The sequence below is a fragment of the Leifsonia sp. T36S-04 genome, from assembly GCF_042465655.1.
GTDB lineage: Bacteria > Actinomycetota > Actinomycetes > Actinomycetales > Microbacteriaceae > Leifsonia.
In genome coordinates this window covers 1000426-1019439 of record NZ_CP146286.1, presented here as the reverse complement: position 1 = coordinate 1019439, position 19014 = coordinate 1000426, and the positions used below count along the sequence as shown (strand labels likewise).

At 68.7% G+C, this 19014-nt stretch carries 15 protein-coding genes; 7 read left to right on the top strand and 8 right to left on the bottom strand.

Annotation, left to right across the window (positions count from 1 at the left end):
• Positions 1 to 10 precede the first annotated feature (10 nt).
• The 3 genes from efeU to efeB all read left to right on the top strand — a co-directional run bounded on the left by efeU (position 11) and on the right by efeB (position 3433).
• Positions 11 to 880 carry an iron uptake transporter permease EfeU gene (gene efeU, locus P3F85_RS04990; RefSeq protein ID WP_374010146.1) on the top strand — a complete coding sequence of 290 codons (870 nt, stop codon included), beginning with the start codon at positions 11 to 13 and terminating at the stop codon, positions 878 to 880.
• Between the two features lie 40 nt (positions 881 to 920).
• Positions 921 to 2102 (top strand): iron uptake system protein EfeO, encoded by a 1182-nt coding sequence (gene efeO, locus P3F85_RS04985; RefSeq protein ID WP_374010145.1) that lies wholly within the window; start codon positions 921 to 923, stop codon positions 2100 to 2102.
• A gap of 92 nt (positions 2103 to 2194) precedes the next feature.
• A complete protein-coding gene (efeB, locus tag P3F85_RS04980) occupies positions 2195 to 3433 on the top strand; it encodes an iron uptake transporter deferrochelatase/peroxidase subunit (protein WP_374010997.1) in 1239 nt (412 codons plus the stop codon).
• A gap of 16 nt (positions 3434 to 3449) precedes the next feature.
• Here efeB and P3F85_RS04975 read toward each other — a convergent pair whose 3' ends face one another.
• Complete coding sequence (locus P3F85_RS04975) at positions 3450 to 3917, bottom strand: hypothetical protein (RefSeq protein ID WP_374010144.1); 468 nt, start codon at positions 3915 to 3917, stop codon at positions 3450 to 3452.
• Between the two features lie 131 nt (positions 3918 to 4048).
• On the opposite strand from P3F85_RS04975, the gene P3F85_RS04970 reads away from it, so the two are divergent.
• The gene (locus tag P3F85_RS04970; protein ID WP_374010143.1) at positions 4049 to 4765 is read left to right on the top strand and encodes an alpha/beta fold hydrolase; all 717 of its coding nucleotides are present in this window, start codon (positions 4049 to 4051) and stop codon (positions 4763 to 4765) included.
• 170 nt (positions 4766 to 4935) lie between these two features.
• Here the strand turns inward: P3F85_RS04970 and typA are convergent, their stop codons facing one another.
• The gene (typA, locus tag P3F85_RS04965; protein WP_374010142.1) at positions 4936 to 6861 is read right to left on the bottom strand and encodes a translational GTPase TypA; all 1926 of its coding nucleotides are present in this window, start codon (positions 6859 to 6861) and stop codon (positions 4936 to 4938) included.
• A 180-nt stretch (positions 6862 to 7041) separates the two neighbouring features.
• Between typA and P3F85_RS04960 the strand changes: the two genes are divergently transcribed.
• The gene (locus tag P3F85_RS04960; protein ID WP_374010141.1) at positions 7042 to 7407 is read left to right on the top strand and encodes a hypothetical protein; all 366 of its coding nucleotides are present in this window, start codon (positions 7042 to 7044) and stop codon (positions 7405 to 7407) included.
• A gap of 74 nt (positions 7408 to 7481) precedes the next feature.
• Here P3F85_RS04960 and P3F85_RS04955 read toward each other — a convergent pair whose 3' ends face one another.
• Entirely contained in the window at positions 7482 to 9344 is a 1863-nt protein-coding gene (locus tag P3F85_RS04955; RefSeq protein WP_374010140.1) for an ABC transporter ATP-binding protein, read from the bottom strand.
• Between the two features lie 50 nt (positions 9345 to 9394).
• Between P3F85_RS04955 and P3F85_RS04950 the strand changes: the two genes are divergently transcribed.
• Entirely contained in the window at positions 9395 to 10021 is a 627-nt protein-coding gene (locus tag P3F85_RS04950; protein WP_374010139.1) for a PH domain-containing protein, read from the top strand.
• A 32-nt stretch (positions 10022 to 10053) separates the two neighbouring features.
• On the opposite strand, the gene P3F85_RS04945 is transcribed toward P3F85_RS04950, so the two are convergent.
• The 3 genes from P3F85_RS04945 to P3F85_RS04935 form a co-directional block, all read right to left on the bottom strand.
• On the bottom strand, positions 10054 to 11067 hold the full coding sequence (locus tag P3F85_RS04945) for an ABC transporter permease (RefSeq protein WP_374010138.1): 1014 nt from the start codon (positions 11065 to 11067) through the stop codon (positions 10054 to 10056).
• Complete coding sequence (locus P3F85_RS04940; RefSeq protein ID WP_374010137.1) at positions 11067 to 12599, bottom strand: ABC transporter permease; 1533 nt, start codon at positions 12597 to 12599, stop codon at positions 11067 to 11069. The genes P3F85_RS04945 and P3F85_RS04940 overlap by 1 nt, the downstream gene beginning before the upstream one ends.
• Before the next feature lie 189 nt (positions 12600 to 12788).
• Entirely contained in the window at positions 12789 to 14579 is a 1791-nt protein-coding gene (locus P3F85_RS04935) for an ABC transporter family substrate-binding protein (protein ID WP_374010136.1), read from the bottom strand.
• A 231-nt stretch (positions 14580 to 14810) separates the two neighbouring features.
• Between P3F85_RS04935 and P3F85_RS04930 the strand changes: the two genes are divergently transcribed.
• Positions 14811 to 15605 (top strand): CPBP family intramembrane glutamic endopeptidase, encoded by a 795-nt coding sequence (locus tag P3F85_RS04930; protein WP_374010135.1) that lies wholly within the window; start codon positions 14811 to 14813, stop codon positions 15603 to 15605.
• Between the two features lie 103 nt (positions 15606 to 15708).
• On the opposite strand, the gene gcvP is transcribed toward P3F85_RS04930, so the two are convergent.
• Together gcvP and gcvH are read right to left on the bottom strand one after the other, a co-directional pair.
• Positions 15709 to 18624: an aminomethyl-transferring glycine dehydrogenase gene (gcvP, locus tag P3F85_RS04925; protein WP_374010134.1), complete on the bottom strand. Its 2916-nt coding sequence runs from the start codon at positions 18622 to 18624 to the stop codon at positions 15709 to 15711.
• 15 nt (positions 18625 to 18639) lie between these two features.
• Positions 18640 to 19014: a glycine cleavage system protein GcvH gene (gcvH, locus tag P3F85_RS04920; RefSeq protein ID WP_374010133.1), complete on the bottom strand. Its 375-nt coding sequence runs from the start codon at positions 19012 to 19014 to the stop codon at positions 18640 to 18642.

Genomic DNA, 19014 nt, shown 5'->3' with positions numbered 1-19014 from the left:
AAGGTCCCCCGTGCTCGCGAACTACCTGATCGGCCTCCGCGAAGGCCTCGAGATGGCGCTCATCGTCACCATCCTCATCGCCTACGTCGTAAAGCTGGGCCGGACGGATGTGCTGTCCAAGCTGTGGATCGGCGTGGGCGTCGCCCTGGTCGTCCCGCTCGGGATCGGCGCAGCGCTCACCTGGGGCCCCTACGGGATGAGCTTCCAGGCGCAGGAGATCCTCGGCGGCACCCTCTCGCTCGTGGCGGTCGGATTCGTCACCTGGATGGTGTTCTGGATGGGCAAGACCGCCCGCACCATGAAATCCACCCTCCACAACCGCCTCGATTCGGCGCTCGTGGGAGCAGGCTGGGGCGTCGTCGTGCTGGCCATGCTCAGCGTTGGCCGCGAGGGCATCGAGACCTCCCTGTTCGTCTGGGCGACCGTCGCCAGCGCCGGCGGGACGTGGGAGCCGGCCGTCGGTGCCCTGCTGGGCCTCGCCAGCGCCGCCGTCCTCGGGTTCCTGCTGTACCGCGGCATGGTGAAGATCAACCTCGGGACGTTCTTCACCTGGACGGGCGCCTTCCTCATCCTGGTCGCCGCCGGCGTGTTCGCGTACGGCCTGGGCGACCTGCAGGAGGCCGGCGTGCTCCCCGGCGGCAGCGTCCACGCGTACGACATCAGCGCTGCTATCCCCTCCTCCAGCTGGTACGGGACCGTCGCCGCCGGCATCGTGAACTTCAACCCGTCGCCGAGCTGGCTCCAGGTCGTCGGCTGGGCCGCCTACCTGCTCGTGGTCGGCTTCTTCTACCTCCGCCAGCACCGCTCCTCCGGCCGCCCGGTCGCGGCGCAACCGACTCCCGCCGCCGCGCCCGCTCAGCACGCGCACGTCGCCTCCTGACCCGCCCGACCGCCAGAACCGCAGAAAGCACAGCACACCCATGCCCCGACTCCGTCCGCTCGCCGCCGTCACCGCGTCCCTTGCCGGCGCAGCCGCCCTCGCCGCGGCCCTCACCGGTTGCGTGCCGAACAAGGCCGATGCCACCGCGGAGGCCATCGCCGTCTCGCTCTCCGACTCGACGTGCACGGTTTCGGCGAACACGGCGAAGGCCGGCCCGATCACGTTCCAGGTGACCAACACTGGCTCCGACGTCAACGAGTTCGAGCTGCTCGCCACCGACAAGCTGCGCATCGTCGGCGAGAAGGAGAACATCGGTCCAGGAACGACGGTCAACTACGTCGTCCAGCTCGCCGAGGGGAAGTACTTCTCGGCCTGCCGCAAGGGCATGGTGGGTCAGCCCAACAACCTGGCCGCCTTCACCGTCACCGCGGGCACCGGCACGACCGTCTCGCAGAGCGAGAGCAAGCAGGTCGCCCAGGCGGTCGCCAACTACACGGGCTACGTCAAGGACCAGGCCGGAGCGCTCCTCACGGCCACGAAGACCTTCGCCGCGGCCTACGCGGCCGGCGATGCGGACGCCGCACGCGCCCAGTACGCCTCGACCCGCGCCTTCTACGAGCGGATCGAGCCCACCGCCGAGCAGTTCGGTGACCTCGACCCCGCGCTCGACCTCCGCGAGGCCGACCTCGAGCAGGGTCAGGACTGGACCGGCTGGCACCGCATCGAGAAGGACCTCTGGGGTCCCGCCGGCTACAGCCCGGCCGACGCCGCCACCCGGACGGAGCTCGCGGACAAGCTCGTCGCCGACACCCAGAAGCTCTACGACCTGGTGCACGCGAAGGACTTCGCCCTCACCATCGACCAGATCTCCAACGGCGCCATCGGCCTGATGGAGGAAGTCGCCGGCTCGAAGATCACCGGCGAGGAGGAGGCCTTCTCGCACACCGATCTGCAGGACTTCCATGCGAACCTCGAAGGAGCCCAGGTGGCGTACGCCGTCGTCCGCGACATCGCCGCGACGAAGGGCAGCAGCGGCAAGGACGTGGTCGCCAAGCTCGACGCCGAGTTCGCGACGATCGCGAAGACGCTCGCGCAGTACAAGAGCGGCGACGGCTTCGTCAGCTACACCGAATTGAGCACCGACCAGGTCAAGGAGCTCTCCGACCAGGTGAACGCCCTGAGCGAGCCGCTCAGCCGGCTGACCTCGATCATCGTCAAGTAGGGGCTGTGACGCAGCGACGCCCAGAGGACGCTGAGCGCCCGGAGACCGAGGCCCCTTCTGCTGCGGCCCCGCGCGGGCTCTCCCGGCGCGGGATGCTCGGCCTCGCCGGGGCGACCGTCGGTGCGGGGCTCGTGGGTATCGGGGCGGGAGTCGCAGCGGACCGCGCGGTGCTCGGCGCCTCCGCCCCGGCCGCGACGACCTACCCCTTCTACGGCGCCCACCAGGCGGGCATCACCACGCCGGCGCAGGACCGCCTCCACTTCGCCGCCTTCGACACGGTGGCGGGACTCGACCGCGACGGCCTCATCGAGCTGCTGCGCGACTGGACCGTCGCAGCGGCTCGGATGACGCAGGGCCGACCGGCCGGCAAGTACGGCCCCGCCTCGGGCCCAATGGATGCGCCCCCGGACGACACCGGCGAAGCGCTCGACCTGCCGCCAGGCGGCCTCACGCTGACGTTCGGCTTCGGGCCGTCGCTGTTCCGCACGGCCTCCGGCCTGGACCGGTTCGGGATCGCGTCGAAGCGCCCGGCTGCTCTCGTCGACCTCCCGCGCTTCCCCGGCGACGCGCTCCAGGAGGCGATCAGCGGCGGCGACCTCTGCGTGCAGGCCTGCAGCGACGATCCGCAGGTGGCCGTGCACGCCATCCGCAACCTGTCGCGGATCGCCTTCGGGCGCGCCGCCATCCGCTGGTCGCAGCTCGGGTTCGGGCGCACTTCATCCACATCACGGGCGCAGGCGACGCCGCGCAACCTGTTCGGCTTCAAGGACGGAACGGCCAACATCAAATCGGAGGACGGGTCCGTCGTCGAGGACCAGGTCTGGGCCGACGGGGGCGACGGTGCCTCGTGGATGGCCGGCGGCTCCTACCTCGTCGCCCGCAAGATCCGCATGGTGATCGAGACGTGGGACCGCCAGCAGCTCGGCGAGCAGGAGCGCATCATCGGCCGCGACAAGGGCGAAGGCGCGCCGCTCTCGGGCGGCACCGAGTTCACCGCCCCGAACTTCCTGGCGCTGGCGAAGGACGGCGGCACGAAGATCGACCCGGACTCGCACGTGCGCCTCGCGCATCCCACCATGAACGGCGGGGCCCAACTGCTCCGCCGCGGCTACAACTTCGTCGACGGAAACGATGAGCTCGGGCGCCTCAACGCGGGCCTGTTCTTCATCGCGTTCCAGCGGGACCCGCGGACGCAGTTCATCCCGATCCAGCGACGGCTCGCGGCGAACGACCTGATGAACGAGTACGTCCGCCACGTCGGCTCAGGCGTGTTCGCCGTGCCGCCGGGCGCGAAGGACGGGTCGTTCGTGGGCGCCGGCCTGTTCGCGTGAGGTTGTACGAGGCCGTTCAGGAGCCGGCGGTCGGCGTCGGGGTCGGCGCCTTCCCCTTCGAGACGGAGTAGTTGGCGACCCAGCCGTTGCTGCCCGCGTCGGTCACGACGACGAGCACGCCGTACGTGCCGTCGCTGAACGTCCCGGTTCCGCCGCCGTTCGCGCCCTGAGCTGCGAAGTCGCCGCTGAAGCCCGCGTCCGTCAGCTGCTTCTGGATCGCGGTGTAGGAGTCGGAGCCGGCGACCTTCACCGTGACGTTCCACACCTTGTCGCTGCCCGCTCCGAGGGCCGCAGCGAACACGACCTGCCCGTCGGCCAGCGGCACCGCCTTCGGGAAGTCCGTCGGGATCGTCGTCCCGCCGATGTCGACGTTGCCGCCGGTCACGTTCTTGACGGCCGTCTGGAAGCTGCACCCGGCAAGGGCAGGCGTGGCGCCGAGCAGCAGCGCGGCGGCGAGCGGGAGGGCGACGAGGCGGCGGTTCATGCGTCCATCCTCTCAGCCGTCAGCTCCCCGGCGGCTGCATGGATGCGACAGCTGTTCATGCGCTGTCTCTTGCCCCTGACCCGGGGCCGCTCCTAATCTGCGCGTGAAACCCCACACAGGAAGGACATCTCATGGCAGCACCGACAATCGTTCTCATCCACGGCGCCTTCGCGGACGCGGGCAGCTTCACCCCGGTCACCCGGCGACTGCTCGACGCCGGCCACACCGTGCGTGTGCCTGGCCTCCCCAACCGCAGCCTGCTGGGCGACTCCGAATACATCCGCTCGGTCGTCGAGAACATCGACGGGCCGGTCCTGCTCGTCGGTCACTCCTACGGCGGTGCGGTCACCACGATCGCCGGCGCGGCCGACAACGTCGTGGGGCTGGTCTACCTCGCCGGCTACGCGCTCGACGAGGGCGAGAACCTCAACCAGCTGCAGGGACGATTCCCCGACTCCCCGCTCGCGAAGGCGCTCGTGTTCACGCCGTTCCCCATCGACGGCGCGGAGCCGGGCACGGACGTATCGGTGGATGTCGACCAGTTCCCGGAGATCTTCGCGAAGGGTCTCGACCAGGCCGTCATCCAGGTCTTCGCCGTCTCGCAGCGGCCGCTCGCGGCGATCGCCTTCGAGCAGGCGGCGCCGGTGGCGGCCTGGAAGACCAAGCCCGCCTGGGGCATCGTCCCGGCCGCCGACAGCACCATCAACCCGGACGTCGAGCGCTTCGGGTACGAGCGCGGGAAGTTCCGGGCGGTCACCGAGATCGACGGCGCCCCGCACCTCGTCATGTACTCGAACCCCGACGACGTGGTCACAGTGATCACGACGGCACTGCAGGAGGTCGGCTGAGGCGGGCCCGGCCTGCTTATGTCGGAATACAGGTGCCGAATCTCCTTCGATTTGCAGTCTCGCAGGAGGATCGGCGCCGAAATCGCCGATTCTCCTGCTGCACGCGGCACAGCCCGGAGACGCGAAACGCCGCCTCGCGGAGGCGAGGCGGCGTTTCGGCACGGCGGCGGTCAGACGGCGGCGGCGTCCTGGCGCTTGAGGCGGGCGGTGGCGCGGCCGCGGGCGGTCGCGTCGAGCTCGACCTTGCGGATGCGGACGGCCTCCGGGGTCACCTCGACGCATTCGTCGTCGCGGGCGAACTCCAGGCACTCCTCGAGGGTCAGCTGGCGCGAGGGCGTCATCGACTCGAAGTTGTCGGCCGTCGACTGACGCATGTTCGTCAGCTTCTTCTCCTTGGTGATGTTCACGTCCATGTCATCGGCGCGCGAGTTCTCGCCGACGACCATGCCCTCGTAGACCTCCTCGGTGGGGTTCACGAAGAAGGTCATGCGCTCCTGCAGGGCGATGATCGCGAACGGCGTGACGACGCCCGAGCGGTCGGCCACGATCGAGCCGTTGCTGCGCGTGACGATCTGACCGGCCCAGTCGTCGTAACCGTGGCCGATGGCGTTGGCGATGCCGGTGCCGCGGGTCGTTGTGAGGAACTCGGTGCGGAAGCCGATCAGTCCACGGGACGGGACGATGAACTCCATGCGCACCCAGCCGGTGCCGTGGTTCGACATGCTCTCCATGCGGCCCTTGCGCGAGGCGAGGAGCTGCGTGATGGCGCCGAGGTACTCCTCGGGAGCGTCGATGGTGAGGTGCTCGTAGGGCTCCTGCAGCTTGCCGTCGACACGCTTGGTGACGACCTGCGGCTTGCCGACGGTGAGCTCGTAGCCTTCGCGGCGCATCTGCTCGACCAGGATGGCCAGCGCCAGCTCGCCGCGGCCCTGCACCTCCCACGCGTCGGGACGGCCGATGTCGAGCACGCGGAGCGAGACGTTACCGACGAGCTCGCGGTCGAGGCGGTCCTTGACCATGCGGGCGGTCAGCTTGTGGCCCTTGACCTTGCCGACCAGCGGCGAGGTGTTGGTTCCGATCGTCATGGAGATCGCAGGCTCGTCGACGTGGATGGCGGGAAGCGGACGGATGTCGTCCGGGTCGGCCAGCGTGTCGCCGATCATGATGTCGGCGAAGCCGGCGACGGCGACGATGTCGCCGGGGCCGCCGGACTCGGCCGGGTAGCGGTCGAGCGCCTTGGTCATCATCAGCTCGGTGACACGCACGTTGTGCACGTCGCCGTCGTGGCGCACCCAGGCGACGGTCTGCCCCTTGCGGAGCGTGCCGTTGAAGATGCGGAGCAGCGCGAGACGGCCGAGGAACGGCGACGCGTCGAGGTTGGTGACGTGCGCCTGCAGCGGCGCCTCGGGGTCGTAGCTGGGGGCCGGGATGTGCTCGAGGATCGCCTCGAACAGCGGCTCGAGGTCGTCGTTGTCGGGCAGCTCGCCGTTCTCGGGGCGGTTGCGGCTGGCAGCGCCGGCGCGGCCGGACGCGTACACGACGGGCACGTCGAGGATCGCGTCGAGGTCGAGGTCGGGCACGTCGTCCGAGAGGTCGCTCGCAAGGCCGAGGAGCAGGTCCTGGCTCTCGCTGACGACCTCCTCGATCCGGGCGTCGCCACGGTCGGTCTTGTTCACGGCGAGGATCACCGGGAGTTTCGCCTCGAGCGCCTTGCGCAGAACGAAGCGGGTCTGGGGCAGCGGGCCCTCGGACGCATCCACCAGCAGGACGACGCCGTCGACCATGGACAGGCCGCGCTCGACCTCACCGCCGAAGTCGGCGTGGCCGGGGGTGTCGATCACGTTGATGGTGATCGGGCCGTTCGTGGCGTGCTTGCCCTTGTACGAGATCGCCGTGTTCTTGGCGAGGATCGTGATGCCCTTCTCGCGCTCCAGCTCGTTGGAGTCCATGGCCCGCTCCTCGACGTGCTCATGGTCGCCGAACGAGTTGGTCTGTCGGAGCATGGCGTCGACCAGCGTGGTCTTGCCGTGGTCGACGTGTGCAACGATCGCGACATTGCGCAGATCGTCGCGGCGGGCGACGGCGTTCTCGGACATGCGTGAAGACTCGACTCTCGTCAGAAGGAAGAAGGGGAACGGTACATCATATCGCGGATACGCTCACCGTCTCCTGAGTCCGCTGTCAGCGAGTGGGGAGGATCGCGCGGGATGGGGCATCCGGTCTATTGCGGCCATCGAGTCCGATATGTCTGAGTCTTACCGTGTTAGCGTCCCCCGGTGCGAAAATCATCCGCCCTCTGGGCCGCCCTGGCGTTGTCTGTGCTGACGGCCGCCACCGGCGTTGTCGGCCCGGCCGCCGCCGCACAGGCCGCGGCCACACCCACACCCGTCAGCGTGAGCGGGATGCGGACTCTGGGCTGCGGCGCGGGGGCGGTCGAGCTGTCCTGGACGAGTCCGCAGGCGGTGCGACTGATGGTCGCGTCCGGCAACCTGCCCGCGCCCGCACAGCGGGTCGCCTCGGCGCTCGCCGGCGGCGACCATGCGTTCGCGAGCGGATCGCACACGCTCACCTGGCGCTTCGTCCGGGCCGACGGAACCACCGCCGAGATCGCGACGCGAGCATCCTGCACCCAGAGGTTCTGACCCCGCACACTGCACACCGGCGACGAGGGCCCGGGACGATCTCGTCCCGGGCCCTCGTCAACGATATGCGGCGGCTAAAGCCCCTGCGCGACCGGCGGCTCGGGCTGCTGCGGCTCGGCCGGGACGACCGGACCGGCTGCCGCCTCGTCCGATCCGGCGGCCAGCAGCTCCAGCCGCAGGGTACGGCGCGCACGCTGCTGCTCCGGGTCCGGCAGCGGCACCGCGGCGAGGAGGCGCTGCGTGTACGCCTCCTTCGGGTAGCGGAGGATCTCGTCGCGTGTGCCGACCTCGACCAGGCGTCCGTGGTGCATCACGGCGATGCGGTCGGCGAGGACGTCGATCACCGCGAGGTCGTGGGTTATGAACAGGCAGGCGAAGTTCATCTCCTTCTGCAGGTTCTGCATCAGCTCGAGGACGCGAGCCTGCACCGAGACGTCGAGCGCGCTCGTCGGCTCGTCGGCGATCAGCACCTGCGGCTTCAGGGAGAGCGCGCGTGCGATGCCGACGCGCTGCTTCTGGCCACCGGAGAGCTCGTGCGGGAACCGGCTGCGGTAGGCGCGCGGAAGCTCGACGCTGTCGAGCAGCCGGTCGACCTCGCGCGACAGCTCGGCGCCCTTGATCCCCTTGCCCAGGCGCAGCGGCTCGGCGATCGAGTCGGAGATCTGGAGGCGCGGGTTCAGCGACGACGACGGGTCCTGGAACACGATGCCGACGTTGCGGTGCAGCTTGCGGATCTCATCCCGGCCGGCCGAGCTGATGTCCTGACCGGCGACGACGAGCTTGCCGGAGTGGATGGGCAGCAGTGCGATGGCGGCTCGGCCGAGCGTGGTCTTGCCCGACCCCGACTCGCCCACGAGTCCGACGACCTCGCCCTCGTGGATCTTCAGGTTGATGTCGCTCGCAGCCCGGAAGGCCGGCACCCGGCCGTGCTTCGGATACTCGATCGCCACGTTCTCGAAGTCGACGACCACCTGCCGCTTGTCCATCTCGGACTTCTCGTGCTCCGCCTGCGCGGCGCGCTCGTTGGCACGGATGCGCTCGGCGAACGCGGCGTCCGGGTTCGCGGTGCTGCCCGCCAGCGCGGCCGTGGTGTCGATCTCCTCGTCCTCGCGCTGCCCGAGGTGCGGGACGGCGTCGAGCAGGGCGATCGTATACGGGTGCTTCGGGTGCGCGAAGACGTCCTTGACGGTGCCCGACTCGACGATGTCGCCCTTGCGCATGACGACGATGTTGTCGGCCAGGTCGGCGACGACACCCATGTCGTGGGTGATCAGCAGGATTGCGCTGTCGAGCCGGTCGCGGAGGCTGCGCAGCAGCTCCAGGATCTCGGCCTGCACCGTCACGTCGAGAGCCGTGGTCGGCTCGTCCGCGATCAGCAGCTTCGGGTCGCACGAGATCGACTGCGCGATCATGGCGCGCTGACGCTGACCGCCCGAGAGCTGGTGCGGGTACGAGTTGAACGCCTTCTGCGGGTCGGGCAGCTCGACCATGGCGAGCAGCTCGAGCGCGCGCTCCTTCGCCTCGTGCGGCGACATCCCGAAGTGGATGCGGAGCGTCTCGATGATCTGGAAGCCGACCGTGTAGACGGGGTTCAGCGCCGTCATGGGCTCCTGGAAGATCACGGCGACCTGACGTCCGCGCACCCGACGCATCTGCGGCTGGGTCAGCCCCGTCAGCTCGCGGCCGTCCAGCTTGATGGAGCCGCCGATGCGGGAGTTGATCGGCAGGAGGTCGAGGATCGCCATCGAGCTCGCACTCTTGCCCGAGCCGGACTCACCGACGATCGCCAGGACCTCGCCCGCCCGGATCTGGTAGTTCAGCTTTTTGGCGGCGGGCACCCAAGCGCCGTCGACGCCGAAGTCGACGGAGAGGTCGGTCACCTCGAGAACGGGGCCGCCGGCCTGTGCCGTCGCCCGAGCCGCAGTGGCATCGGTCATGATTCGTGGTTCCTTTCGGGAGCGTTCGGGCGGGATGAGAGCATGGACCCATGCCCTACGTCTCCCCCGCCGAACGCGAGGTTTTCGTGTCCCGGTTCAACCGGGTCCTTGCCGTTCTGATCTGGGCGGCCGCTGCCGCCCTGACCCTCGGCCTGCTGGTCAGCGTCCACGACGCCCGGCTGCTCTACATCGTGCCCGGAGCGATGTTCGTCTTCGTCGCGTGGGCCATGCTGTGGCGCCCGAGCCTCACCGTCGCCGACGAGGGCATCACCATCGTGAACGTGTCGCGCACCATCCACATCCCGTGGGAGGCGCTCATCAACGTCGACACCAAGTTCGCGCTGACCCTCTACACGCCCGGTCATCGGTTCCCGGTGTGGGCCGCCCCAGCGCCCGGCACGGCCAGCACGCTCCGCGCCACCCGCAACGAGACGCGCGGACGGATCGGCCGGCCGCGTGTCGCGGATACCGTTCGCCGCCCGGGCGACCTGCTGTCCACCGAATCCGGAGCGGCCGCCGAAGTGGTCCGCCGCCGCTGGGAGGCGCTGCAGGAGTCGGGCGCCGTGGACGCGGGTCGCGCCGACGAGACGCCGGTGGGAATCCGCTGGCACTTCGCGTCGCTCGCGGTGCTGCTGGTGCTGTTCGCGGGCACCGTCGCCGCGCTGCTCCTGGCCTGAGCGGCCGGAGAGCAGCGCGACGAGGGTGCTGGTCACAGCACGTCCTCCGCGAGGGCCGCTCCGGTCCGCGGGTTCCGGCCGTCGCCTTCGCCCTCCTCCGGCTCCTGCTCGCGCATCTTGCGGAGGTTGAACCGGCGGTGGCGCGGGTCGAACGCGTCGCGCAGTCCGTCGCCGACGAAGTTGACGAGCAGCGCCAGGGTCACGATGAACGCACCCGGCCACCAGAACAGCCACGGACGCGTCTGGAACGCCGACTGGTTCGAGCTGATCAGCAGGCCGAGCGAGACGTCCGGCGGACGGATGCCGTAGCCGAGGTAGGACAACGCGGTCTCGAGCAGGATGGCCGAGGCCATGATCAGGGTCGACGAGACGATCACGACGCCGATCGCGTTCGGCAGGATGTGCTTGAAGATGATGCGCGCGTCCGAGGCACCCGCGACGCGGGCCGCCTCGACGAACTCGCGCTCACGCAGGGAGAGGAACTCGCCGCGCACCAGTCGGGCGATGCCCATCCACGTGAAGAAGCCGAGCATCAGGGCCAGGAAGAACGCACCGAGGCCTCCGGCCGCGTGTCCCACGACCGAGCCGATGACCAGCGCCGGGATGACGATGAAGACGTCCGTGATGCGCATCAGGATCGCGTCGACGACTCCGCGGAAGTAGCCGGCGACAGCGCCGACGACGACACCCACCACGCTCGCGATGACGCCGATGACGACCATCACGAGGATCGAGTTCTGGATGCCGCGCATCGTGAGGGCGAAGTAGTCCTTGCCGATACGGTCCTGACCGAACGGGTGCTCCAAGGTGGGGGCGCCCTGCGAGACCTGGTCGTTCAGCTCGACGTAGTTGTACTTCCACCAGCCGTGGATGGGGCCGAGGCCGATCGCCGAGATGGAGAACAGCAGGATGAGGATGAACAGGATGGCGCTGGCGACGGCGACCTTGTTGGAGAGGAACCGCTTCCAGACCAGCTTGCCCTGGCTGACCGGAGGAGCGCTCGGCGCCTCCAGCTCGTCGGCGATACGTGTGCTGTTGTCGGACATTATCGGACCCTCACTCTCGGGTCGAGTGCGGCGTACGCGAGGTCTGCCAGGAAGTTGAACAGGATCGCCATGGCCGCGATCACCAGGAAGTACGCCATGACCGGATTCAGGTCACCGCGCTGCAGGCCCGCATTGAACAGCGAGCCCATCCCGGGGATGGCGAAGACGCGCTCCGTGATGACGGCACCACCGAGCAGAGCGCCGACGTCGAACGCGACCAGCGTGGTGATCGGGATCAGCATGTTGCGGAAGGCGTGACGCACCACGACGGTCCGCTCCGGCAGGCCCTTGGCCCGCGCGGTGCGGATGAAGTCCTGGTTGAGCACTTCGAGCATCCCGGCCCGCGAGTACCGCGTGTACGACGCGAACGAGATCAGGAGCAGCGCGATGGTCGGCAGGACCAGGTGCGTGAACGTGTCGAGGCCCGTGACCCACATGTCGCCCTCGAGCCCCGGGGTCGAGGAACCCACGGTCGCGATGGGGCGGCCGTTGGTGTCCTGGAAGTACTGCGGCCAGGCCTGCATGAAACGGTCGACGATGATCAGGAAGCCGGACACGATGGTGACGATGACCGCGATGCGCATGTTCTGGCCGCGGTCGTAGCCGCCCACGAACCAGCCGATCGCGAGACTGACCACGATCGCGACGATCGCGAGGATCACGATCGTGGCGACGGTCGACACGTCGAACAGCGGCTGGAGGGCGAAGTAGCAGACCAGGCTGACCGCGCCGGCGATGGCCGCGGAGATGAGAGCACGGCGGCTCTGCAGTCCCGAGATCAGCGCCGTCGTGCCGATGACGGTCGCCGCGACCAGGATGATCATGACCACCGGGCCGAGGCCGGGGACCAGGAACCAGTTCGTCGCCGACATCAGCAGCAGGACGCCCGCGGTCGCGACGGCCGAGATCACGAACGTGAGGAGCCGCCGACGCCGGTCGCCCCCGATGAGGGACTGCCAGATGAGGCCGGCCACCACTCCGATGATCACGGCCACCCACCACGGGATGGTCGGTGAGGCGAGGAAGTTGTTGAAGCCGATCGCGACGAACTCCTTGAGGAGGACCGCCACCAGGAACGCCGGAAGGGAGTACAGGAAGAAGCTGAGGAACGTGACGACGTTGTCGAGTCCGCTGTACTGCCGCAGGGCTGTGACGATACCGATCGTGACACCGAGGAGGATCGCGAGGATCAGGGCGAACGTGACCAGCTGCACCGTCGACCCGAGGGCCTGCGGGAGGATGTCGGTCACCTTCGCGTTCGAGATGGTCGACCCCAGGTCGCACGCGTTGGCGAACGGGATGAGGCACTTGGCCGCACCGCCGAGCCAGAGCAGCCAGCGGAGCGGCGGCGCCACATCCAGCTGGAGCAGCTGGATACGCGCGTTGATCAGCTGCGTCTTATTGGGGGAATTGCTGCTCCGCAGGTCCTGGAGCGGGTCGGCGCTGTAGGCCACCAGCATGTACATCAGGAACGAAGCGGCGATGATGATGAGCACTGAGACGAGAAGGCGCCTCAGGATGAAACTCGCCATAGGTTCAAAACCTTCACTGACAGGACGCGCCGATCGGGGGTGCGGCGGAGGGGTGCCGCCAGGCGCGTTTTTCTAGGGAGGACGGATCACGTCCACCGAGTACATAATACGGGGCGCCGGCACGATACCGACGCCCCGCCGCAGGGAGAGTGCCCGGGGTTCGCCCGGGCACTCTCTCTTACGGAGCTGTTACTTCGAGGAGGACGACTTGACCGACCACTCCCAGAAGTTCCAGAACGGACCGGACTGACCGCCGTTGTACTTGACGCCGTCAACCCGCGAGGTGGCCGCGAAGACACCCGGGAGCTGGAACAGCGGCAGGCCGTAGTTGTCAGCGAAGGTCTGCTTGTCGATCTGGTACTCGATCTTCGTCAGAGCATCCTTGTCGAGGGTGGTCTGCGACTTGAGAGCCAGGTCGTTGGTGCCGGTGTAGCGGTTGTAGTTTCCGCCACCCTGCGAGGCGAACACCTGCGGCAGCTGCGAGGTGCCTGCACCCGGGCTGATCCAGCCGAAGAGCGAGGCGTCGTAGTCGCCACCCGGGAGCAGCTTGCTCCAGTCCGGCGAGCCGGCGTCCACGACCTTGATGCCGGCCTTGGCGGCCGAGGCCTGGATCGACTGGAACTCGTCGACACGGTTCGGGTTGTTGGTGTTGTACAGGATGCGGATGCTCGGGGTGGCACCGGCGAGGAGCGCCTTGGCGCCGTCGATGTCGACCTTGCTGAACTTGTCAGAGCCGTTCTGCTTGACGCTGCCCGCGTACTGCTCCTGGTTCGGCAGGAAGATCTGCGAGTCCAGGACCTTGGCCTTCGAGTCGACCGGGGTGACGATCGAGTCGAGGATCTGCTGACGCGGGATGGTCTTGAGGAACGCCTCACGGACCTTCGGGTCGGCGAACACCGGCGAACCGAAGTTCAGGTCCAGGTGGTCGTAGGACGCCTGCGCACCCGTCAGGATCTTGGCGCTGGTCTGCTTGAGCGCGGAGATCGTGTCGGCGGACGCCTGCGGGTTGATGATGTCGACCTCGCCGTTCTGGAGAGCCGTGACCTGGGCGTTGGCGTCCGGGATGATCCGGAAGACGACCTTGTCGATGCTCGGCTTCAGACCACCGGCGTAGTACTTGTTCGGCGTCATCGTCAGCGACTGACCCGGGGTCCAGGACGAGACGACGAACGGGCCGGACGAGACCAGCAGGTCCTTGTCGGTCGGGAACGCGGTGACGTCGTAGCCGGTGTTGACGAAGTCAGCAGCCTTCTTCAGCGTCGGGTCGGCCGGGGCCGGGTTCTCCGGGTCGCCCTTCGGCAGGCCCTTGAGCAGCTTCGTCAGGTCGGCGGCCGAGGAGAGGCCCGCCTTCTTGGCGACGATGTGCGCCGGCTGCGCGATGGGGTTGACGAGCTCCCAGTCCACGTAGGGGGTGGAGTACTTCAGGGTGATCGTCCGGTTGTCGTTGCTCACGGCCGGGAAGTCGGTCGCGTCGACGCCGGCGGTCGAACCCGCGATCTGGAAGTACTGGGTTCCGCTGGTGACGTCACCCTCGTCGCTGAACTTCGCCGAGTCGTAGTGACCGGAGGCGATCGCCCAGGCGAGGATCATGTCGTCAGCGGTGACGGGCTGGCCGTCGCTCCACTTGTCGTCCTTGTTGAGCGTGTACTTGACGGTCAGCGGGTTGTCCGAGGTCTTCTCGAACGTACCGAACTTGTCGTCGTGCACGATCTTGTAGTTGTTGTCGATGTACTGGAAACCGGTTCCGTACGACCCGTTCAGGTAGCCGACCTGGCCGTTGGTGTCCAGGTTGCCCTGAGGCGTCTGCGAGTTGAACGAGGTGAAGTCGTTGACGACCGCAACCGTCACGGTGCCGCCCTTGGCAGCGGACGAGGTGCTGGTGCTGCCGGACGTGGTGCAGGCCGACAGTGCGAGAGCTGCGACGCCTGCGACGGCGACAGCGCTGACCGCGTACCTCACCCTTCTTCCGTTGATGTGCAATGTTCCTCCTGTGCGAAGTGTGCGACGGTCAGGCGTGCGAGAGTGCCTGTCCCGCGCGGGATAAGACTGACCCTAAGTACGCCCAAGAGCAATTGCAAAATGGGCGGGCAAAACGTTACATAGTGGTAACTCAGTCGGTGGATTCCTGCACGAAGCGCACAAAAACGGAGAAAATCGTTCACGTAACGCAACGATCTCCTCCTTCGTGCCTCGGCCTGGCAGGATGCCCCTATGAGCGAGATGCGCACCTGGAGCGGCGAGATCCCCGTCGAGCGTGGCTCGCGGCCGCGGCTGTGGTGGGAGATCGCGATCGTGCTGGGCCTCTCGCTCGGGCAGTCCGCCGTCTACTCCATCGTGACCATCGTCGACCGGGCGACCCAGAGCACCCCGCTGTCGCAGCAGACCGCGCAGGTGAACCCCAGCCAGTCGAACCGGGAAGTGTTCGACCTGATCTACCAGGTCCTCGGGAACCTGTTCCCCCTCTTCGCGGTCGCCCTGGTGATCTACCTGCTCTGGCAGCCGCAGCGGAGCGGCTTCCGCCGGATCGGATTCGACCTCACCCGCCCGGCGCGCGACCTCGGCGGCGGCGCGCTGCTGTTCCTGGTGATCGGCATCCCGGGCATCCTGTTCTATGCGCTGACGCGGGTGCTGGGAATCACGGTCACAGTGCAGGCCTCGACACTGGACGCGCACTGGTGGACGGTGCCGGTCCTCATCCTCGCCGCCCTGCGGGCCGCCCTGCAGGAGGAGGTGATCGTCGTCGGCTACCTCTTCACGCGGCTGCGCCAGCTCGGCTGGGGCACGTGGCCGATCATCGTGGCGGCGGCGCTGCTCCGCGGCAGCTACCACCTGTACCAGGGCTTCGGACCGTTCGTCGGCAACGCCGTGATGGGCGTCGTCTTCGGCTGGTGCTACACCCGCTGGGGCCGCGTCATGCCCCTCGTGATCGCCCACACGATCATCGACATCGTCTCGTTCGTCGGCTACCCCCTGGCCGTCGCCCTCTTCCCCGCAATCTTCGCCTGACCCTCTCTCGCCCTCTTCCCCCCAACCATCGCTTCCTCACTAAATCCGCGGCGAGACGGCGTGTCGTCGGATTAAGTGAGGAAGCGATTGCTGGGGATGGGCGCTAGGCGAAGGCCTCGGGTGGGGGGCAGGCGCAGAAGAGGTTGCGGTCGCCGTAGGCCTGGTCGATGCGGCGGACGGGAGGCCAGTACTTGTCCCGGACGAGCGTAGGCACGGGGTAGACGGCCTGCTCGCGGGAGTACGGGTGGGACCAGTCGGAGGCGACGACGCTCTCCGCGGTGTGCGGCGCGTTCCGGAGCGGGTTGTCGTCGGACGGCCAGTCCCCCGCCGCCACCGCGTCGGCCTCCGCGCGGATCGCGATCATCGCCGCGACGAAGCGGTCGAGCTCCGCGAGGTCCTCGCTCTCGGTCGGCTCCACCATGAGGGTGCCTGCGACCGGGAACGACATGGTCGGCGCGTGGAAGCCGAAGTCGATGAGCCGCTTGGCGACATCGTCCACGGTCACCCCGGTGCGCTCGGTGAGCGGGCGCACGTCCAGGATGCACTCGTGCGCGACCAGACCGTCCTCGCCCGCGTAGAGCACCGGGAAGTGCTCACGCAGCCGGGCGGCGACGTAGTTCGCGGCGAGCACGGCCGCACCGGTCGCATCCTTCAGACCCTCGGCCCCCATCATCCGGACGTAGGCCCAGCTGATCGGCAGGATGCTCGGGCTGCCGTACGGCGCGGCCGAGACCGGCGCACCGCCGTGCACCACGCGTCCACCGCCGGCGAGCGGGTGCGTCGCATCCTGAGCCAGTGGATGCCCGGGCAGGAACGGAGCGAGGTGCGCCTTGGCCGCGACGGGGCCGACACCCGGACCGCCGCCGCCGTGCGGGATGCAGAAGGTCTTGTGCAGGTTGAGGTGGCTGACGTCCCCGCCGAAGTCGCCGAATCGGGCGTACCCGAGCAGCGCATTGAGGTTGGCGCCGTCGACGTACACCTGGCCGCCCGCGTCGTGCACGGCCTGGGTGATCGCCTTCACCTCGTGCTCGTAGACGCCGTGCGTCGACGGGTAGGTGATCATCAGGGCGGCGAGGTTCTCGGAGTGCTCCGCGATCTTGGCGCGCAGGTCGTCGAGGTCGACGTTCCCGAGCTCGTCGGTCGCCACGACCACGACGCTCATGCCGGCGAGCACCGCGGAGGCCGCGTTCGTGCCGTGAGCGGACTGCGGGATGAGGCACACCGTCCGCGAGAGGTCGCCGCGGGAGCGGTGGTAGCCGCGGATCGCCAGCAGCCCGGCGAGCTCGCCCTGGCTGCCCGCGTTCGGCTGCAGCGAGACCGTGTCGTAGCCGGTCACGTCGGCCAGCCACTGCTCCAGCTGGTCGATGAGCTCGAGCGAGCCGGCGACATCCGCGGCCGGGGCGAAGGGATGCAGCGCCGCGAACTCGGGCCAGGTGACGGCCTCCATCTCGGTCGCCGCGTTGAGCTTCATCGTGCACGAGCCGAGCGGGATCATGCCCCGGTCGAGCGCGTAGTCGCGGTCCTGCAGCAGGCGCAGGTAGCGCATCATCGCGGTCTCGGAGTGGTGCGTGTTGAAGACGGGGTGCGTCAGGTACGCCGACTCGCGCGTGAGAGCGCTGTCGAAGGAAGCCTCCGACGGCAGCTCCAGCGCGAGGTCGCCGTCGACGGTCCCGCCGAGCACCCGGATCAGGTCGTCGAGGGGGAAGTCGCCGTCGCGCAGGTCCGCGGCGGACTCCTCGTCGATGCTCAGCGAGACGAGTCCGGCGTCCGTGGCGTGCAGCAGCAGGCCGTGGTCGTGGGCGCGTGCGACGACGGTGGGGGCGTCGTCCACCTCCACCTGGAGGGTGTCGAAGAACGACCGCGAGAGGACCTCGACTCCCGAGTCGCGCAGAGTCGCAGCCACGGCGGCCGTGGTCAGGTGCACCTGGCGGCCGATCGCACGCAGGCCGGATGGCCCGTGATACACGGCGTACATGGCGGCCATCACCGCGAGCAGCACCTGGGCGGTGCAGATGTTGGAGGTCGCCTTCTCGCGCCGGATGTGCTGCTCGCGCGTCTGCAGGGTGAGCCGGTACGCCGGCTTGCCCACGGCATCCTGAGACACCCCGACCAGGCGCCCCGGGAGCTGGCGCTCCAGACCCTTGCGCACGGCCATGTAGCCGGCGTGCGGGCCGCCGAAGCCCATCGGCACGCCGAAGCGCTGGCTGGTGCCGACGGCGACGTCCGCCCCGAGCTCGCCGGGGGCACGCAGCTGGGTCAGCGCGAGCAGGTCGGCCGCGGCGACGACGACCGCGCCGGCGTCCTTGGCCGTGCGGATCGCCGCCGACGGGTCCCAGACCCGGCCGGAGGCTCCGGGGTACTGCACGAACAGGCCGAACGCGTCCGACAGCTCGGGAGCGTCGGACGGCAGCCCCGCCAGGTCGAGCACGACCAGCTCGATGCCGACCGCGTCCGCCCGGTTGCGGAGCAGCGCGAGCGTCTGCGGGAAGGTGTCCGCATCCACGACGAACCGCGACGACTTCGCCTTGGATGCGCGGCGCGCCAGCAGCATCCCCTCGACGACCGCCGTCCCCTCGTCGAGCATCGACGCGTTCGCCGTGTCGAGCCCGGTCAGGTCGGACACCATCGTCTGGAAGTTGATCAGCGCCTCCAGCCGGCCTTGCGAGATCTCCGGCTGGTACGGCGTGTACGCGGTGTACCAGCCCGGGTTCTCGAGCACGTTCCGCTTGATGACGGCCGGGGTGATGGTGCCGTAGTAGCCGAGGCCGATGAGGCTGCGGTTGACAGTGTTGCGTGCGGCGAGCGCGCGCAGTTCGCGCAGGGCTGCACGCTCACCGAGCGGGGCCGGGAGGGCGGAGGTGCGGTCGTCGTCCACGCGGATCGAGTCCGGGACGGCCGCGTGGACGAGGTCCTCGACGGAGGCCCACTCGCGGGAGGAGGCGGCGCCGATCGCGGACAGCATGGTGCGCTGCGCGTCGTCATCGGTGCCGATGTGACGCGTAGGGAAGAGGTCGGTCATGAAGGGGTCGGAACCTTACTCGCCGGTGAGGGCGGCGTACTCGTCGTAGCTGAGCAGGATGTCGGGGAGTTCGGTGAAGCGGACCTTGATCAGCCAGCCCTCGCCGAACGGGTCGGAGTTGACCAGCTCCGGGGCGTCGACCACGGCGGAGTTGGCCTCGACGACCGATCCGTCGACCGGCGCGAACAGCTCGCCCACCGACTTGGTCGACTCGATCTCGCCCACCACACGGCCCGACGTCACATCGCTGCCCTCCTCGGGCAGCTCGACGAAGACGACGTCGCCGAGCTTCTCGGCGGCGTACGCGGTGATGCCGACGGTCGCGACGTCGCCCTCCACCAGGAGCCACTCGTGCTCGGGCGTGTACTTCAGGTCTCGTTCTGCGGCCAT

Excerpts from the sequence above, each read along its gene's own strand:
- efeO (WP_374010145.1), top strand. The coding sequence starts at position 921 with ATGCCCCGACTCCGTCCGCTCGCCGCCGTCACCGCGTCCCTTGCCGGC.
- efeB (WP_374010997.1), top strand. The coding sequence starts at position 2,195 with ATGCTCGGCCTCGCCGGGGCGACCGTCGGTGCGGGGCTCGTGGGTATC.
- P3F85_RS04975 (WP_374010144.1), bottom strand. The coding sequence starts at position 3,917 with ATGAACCGCCGCCTCGTCGCCCTCCCGCTCGCCGCCGCGCTGCTGCTC.
- P3F85_RS04970 (WP_374010143.1), top strand. The coding sequence starts at position 4,049 with ATGGCAGCACCGACAATCGTTCTCATCCACGGCGCCTTCGCGGACGCG.
- typA (WP_374010142.1), bottom strand. The coding sequence starts at position 6,861 with ATGTCCGAGAACGCCGTCGCCCGCCGCGACGATCTGCGCAATGTCGCG.
- P3F85_RS04955 (WP_374010140.1), bottom strand. The coding sequence starts at position 9,344 with ATGACCGATGCCACTGCGGCTCGGGCGACGGCACAGGCCGGCGGCCCC.
- P3F85_RS04950 (WP_374010139.1), top strand. The coding sequence starts at position 9,395 with ATGCCCTACGTCTCCCCCGCCGAACGCGAGGTTTTCGTGTCCCGGTTC.
- P3F85_RS04945 (WP_374010138.1), bottom strand. The coding sequence starts at position 11,067 with ATGTCCGACAACAGCACACGTATCGCCGACGAGCTGGAGGCGCCGAGC.
- P3F85_RS04940 (WP_374010137.1), bottom strand. The coding sequence starts at position 12,599 with ATGGCGAGTTTCATCCTGAGGCGCCTTCTCGTCTCAGTGCTCATCATC.
- P3F85_RS04930 (WP_374010135.1), top strand. The coding sequence starts at position 14,811 with ATGAGCGAGATGCGCACCTGGAGCGGCGAGATCCCCGTCGAGCGTGGC.
- gcvP (WP_374010134.1), bottom strand. The coding sequence starts at position 18,624 with ATGACCGACCTCTTCCCTACGCGTCACATCGGCACCGATGACGACGCG.
- gcvH (WP_374010133.1), bottom strand. The coding sequence starts at position 19,014 with ATGGCCGCAGAACGAGACCTGAAGTACACGCCCGAGCACGAGTGGCTC.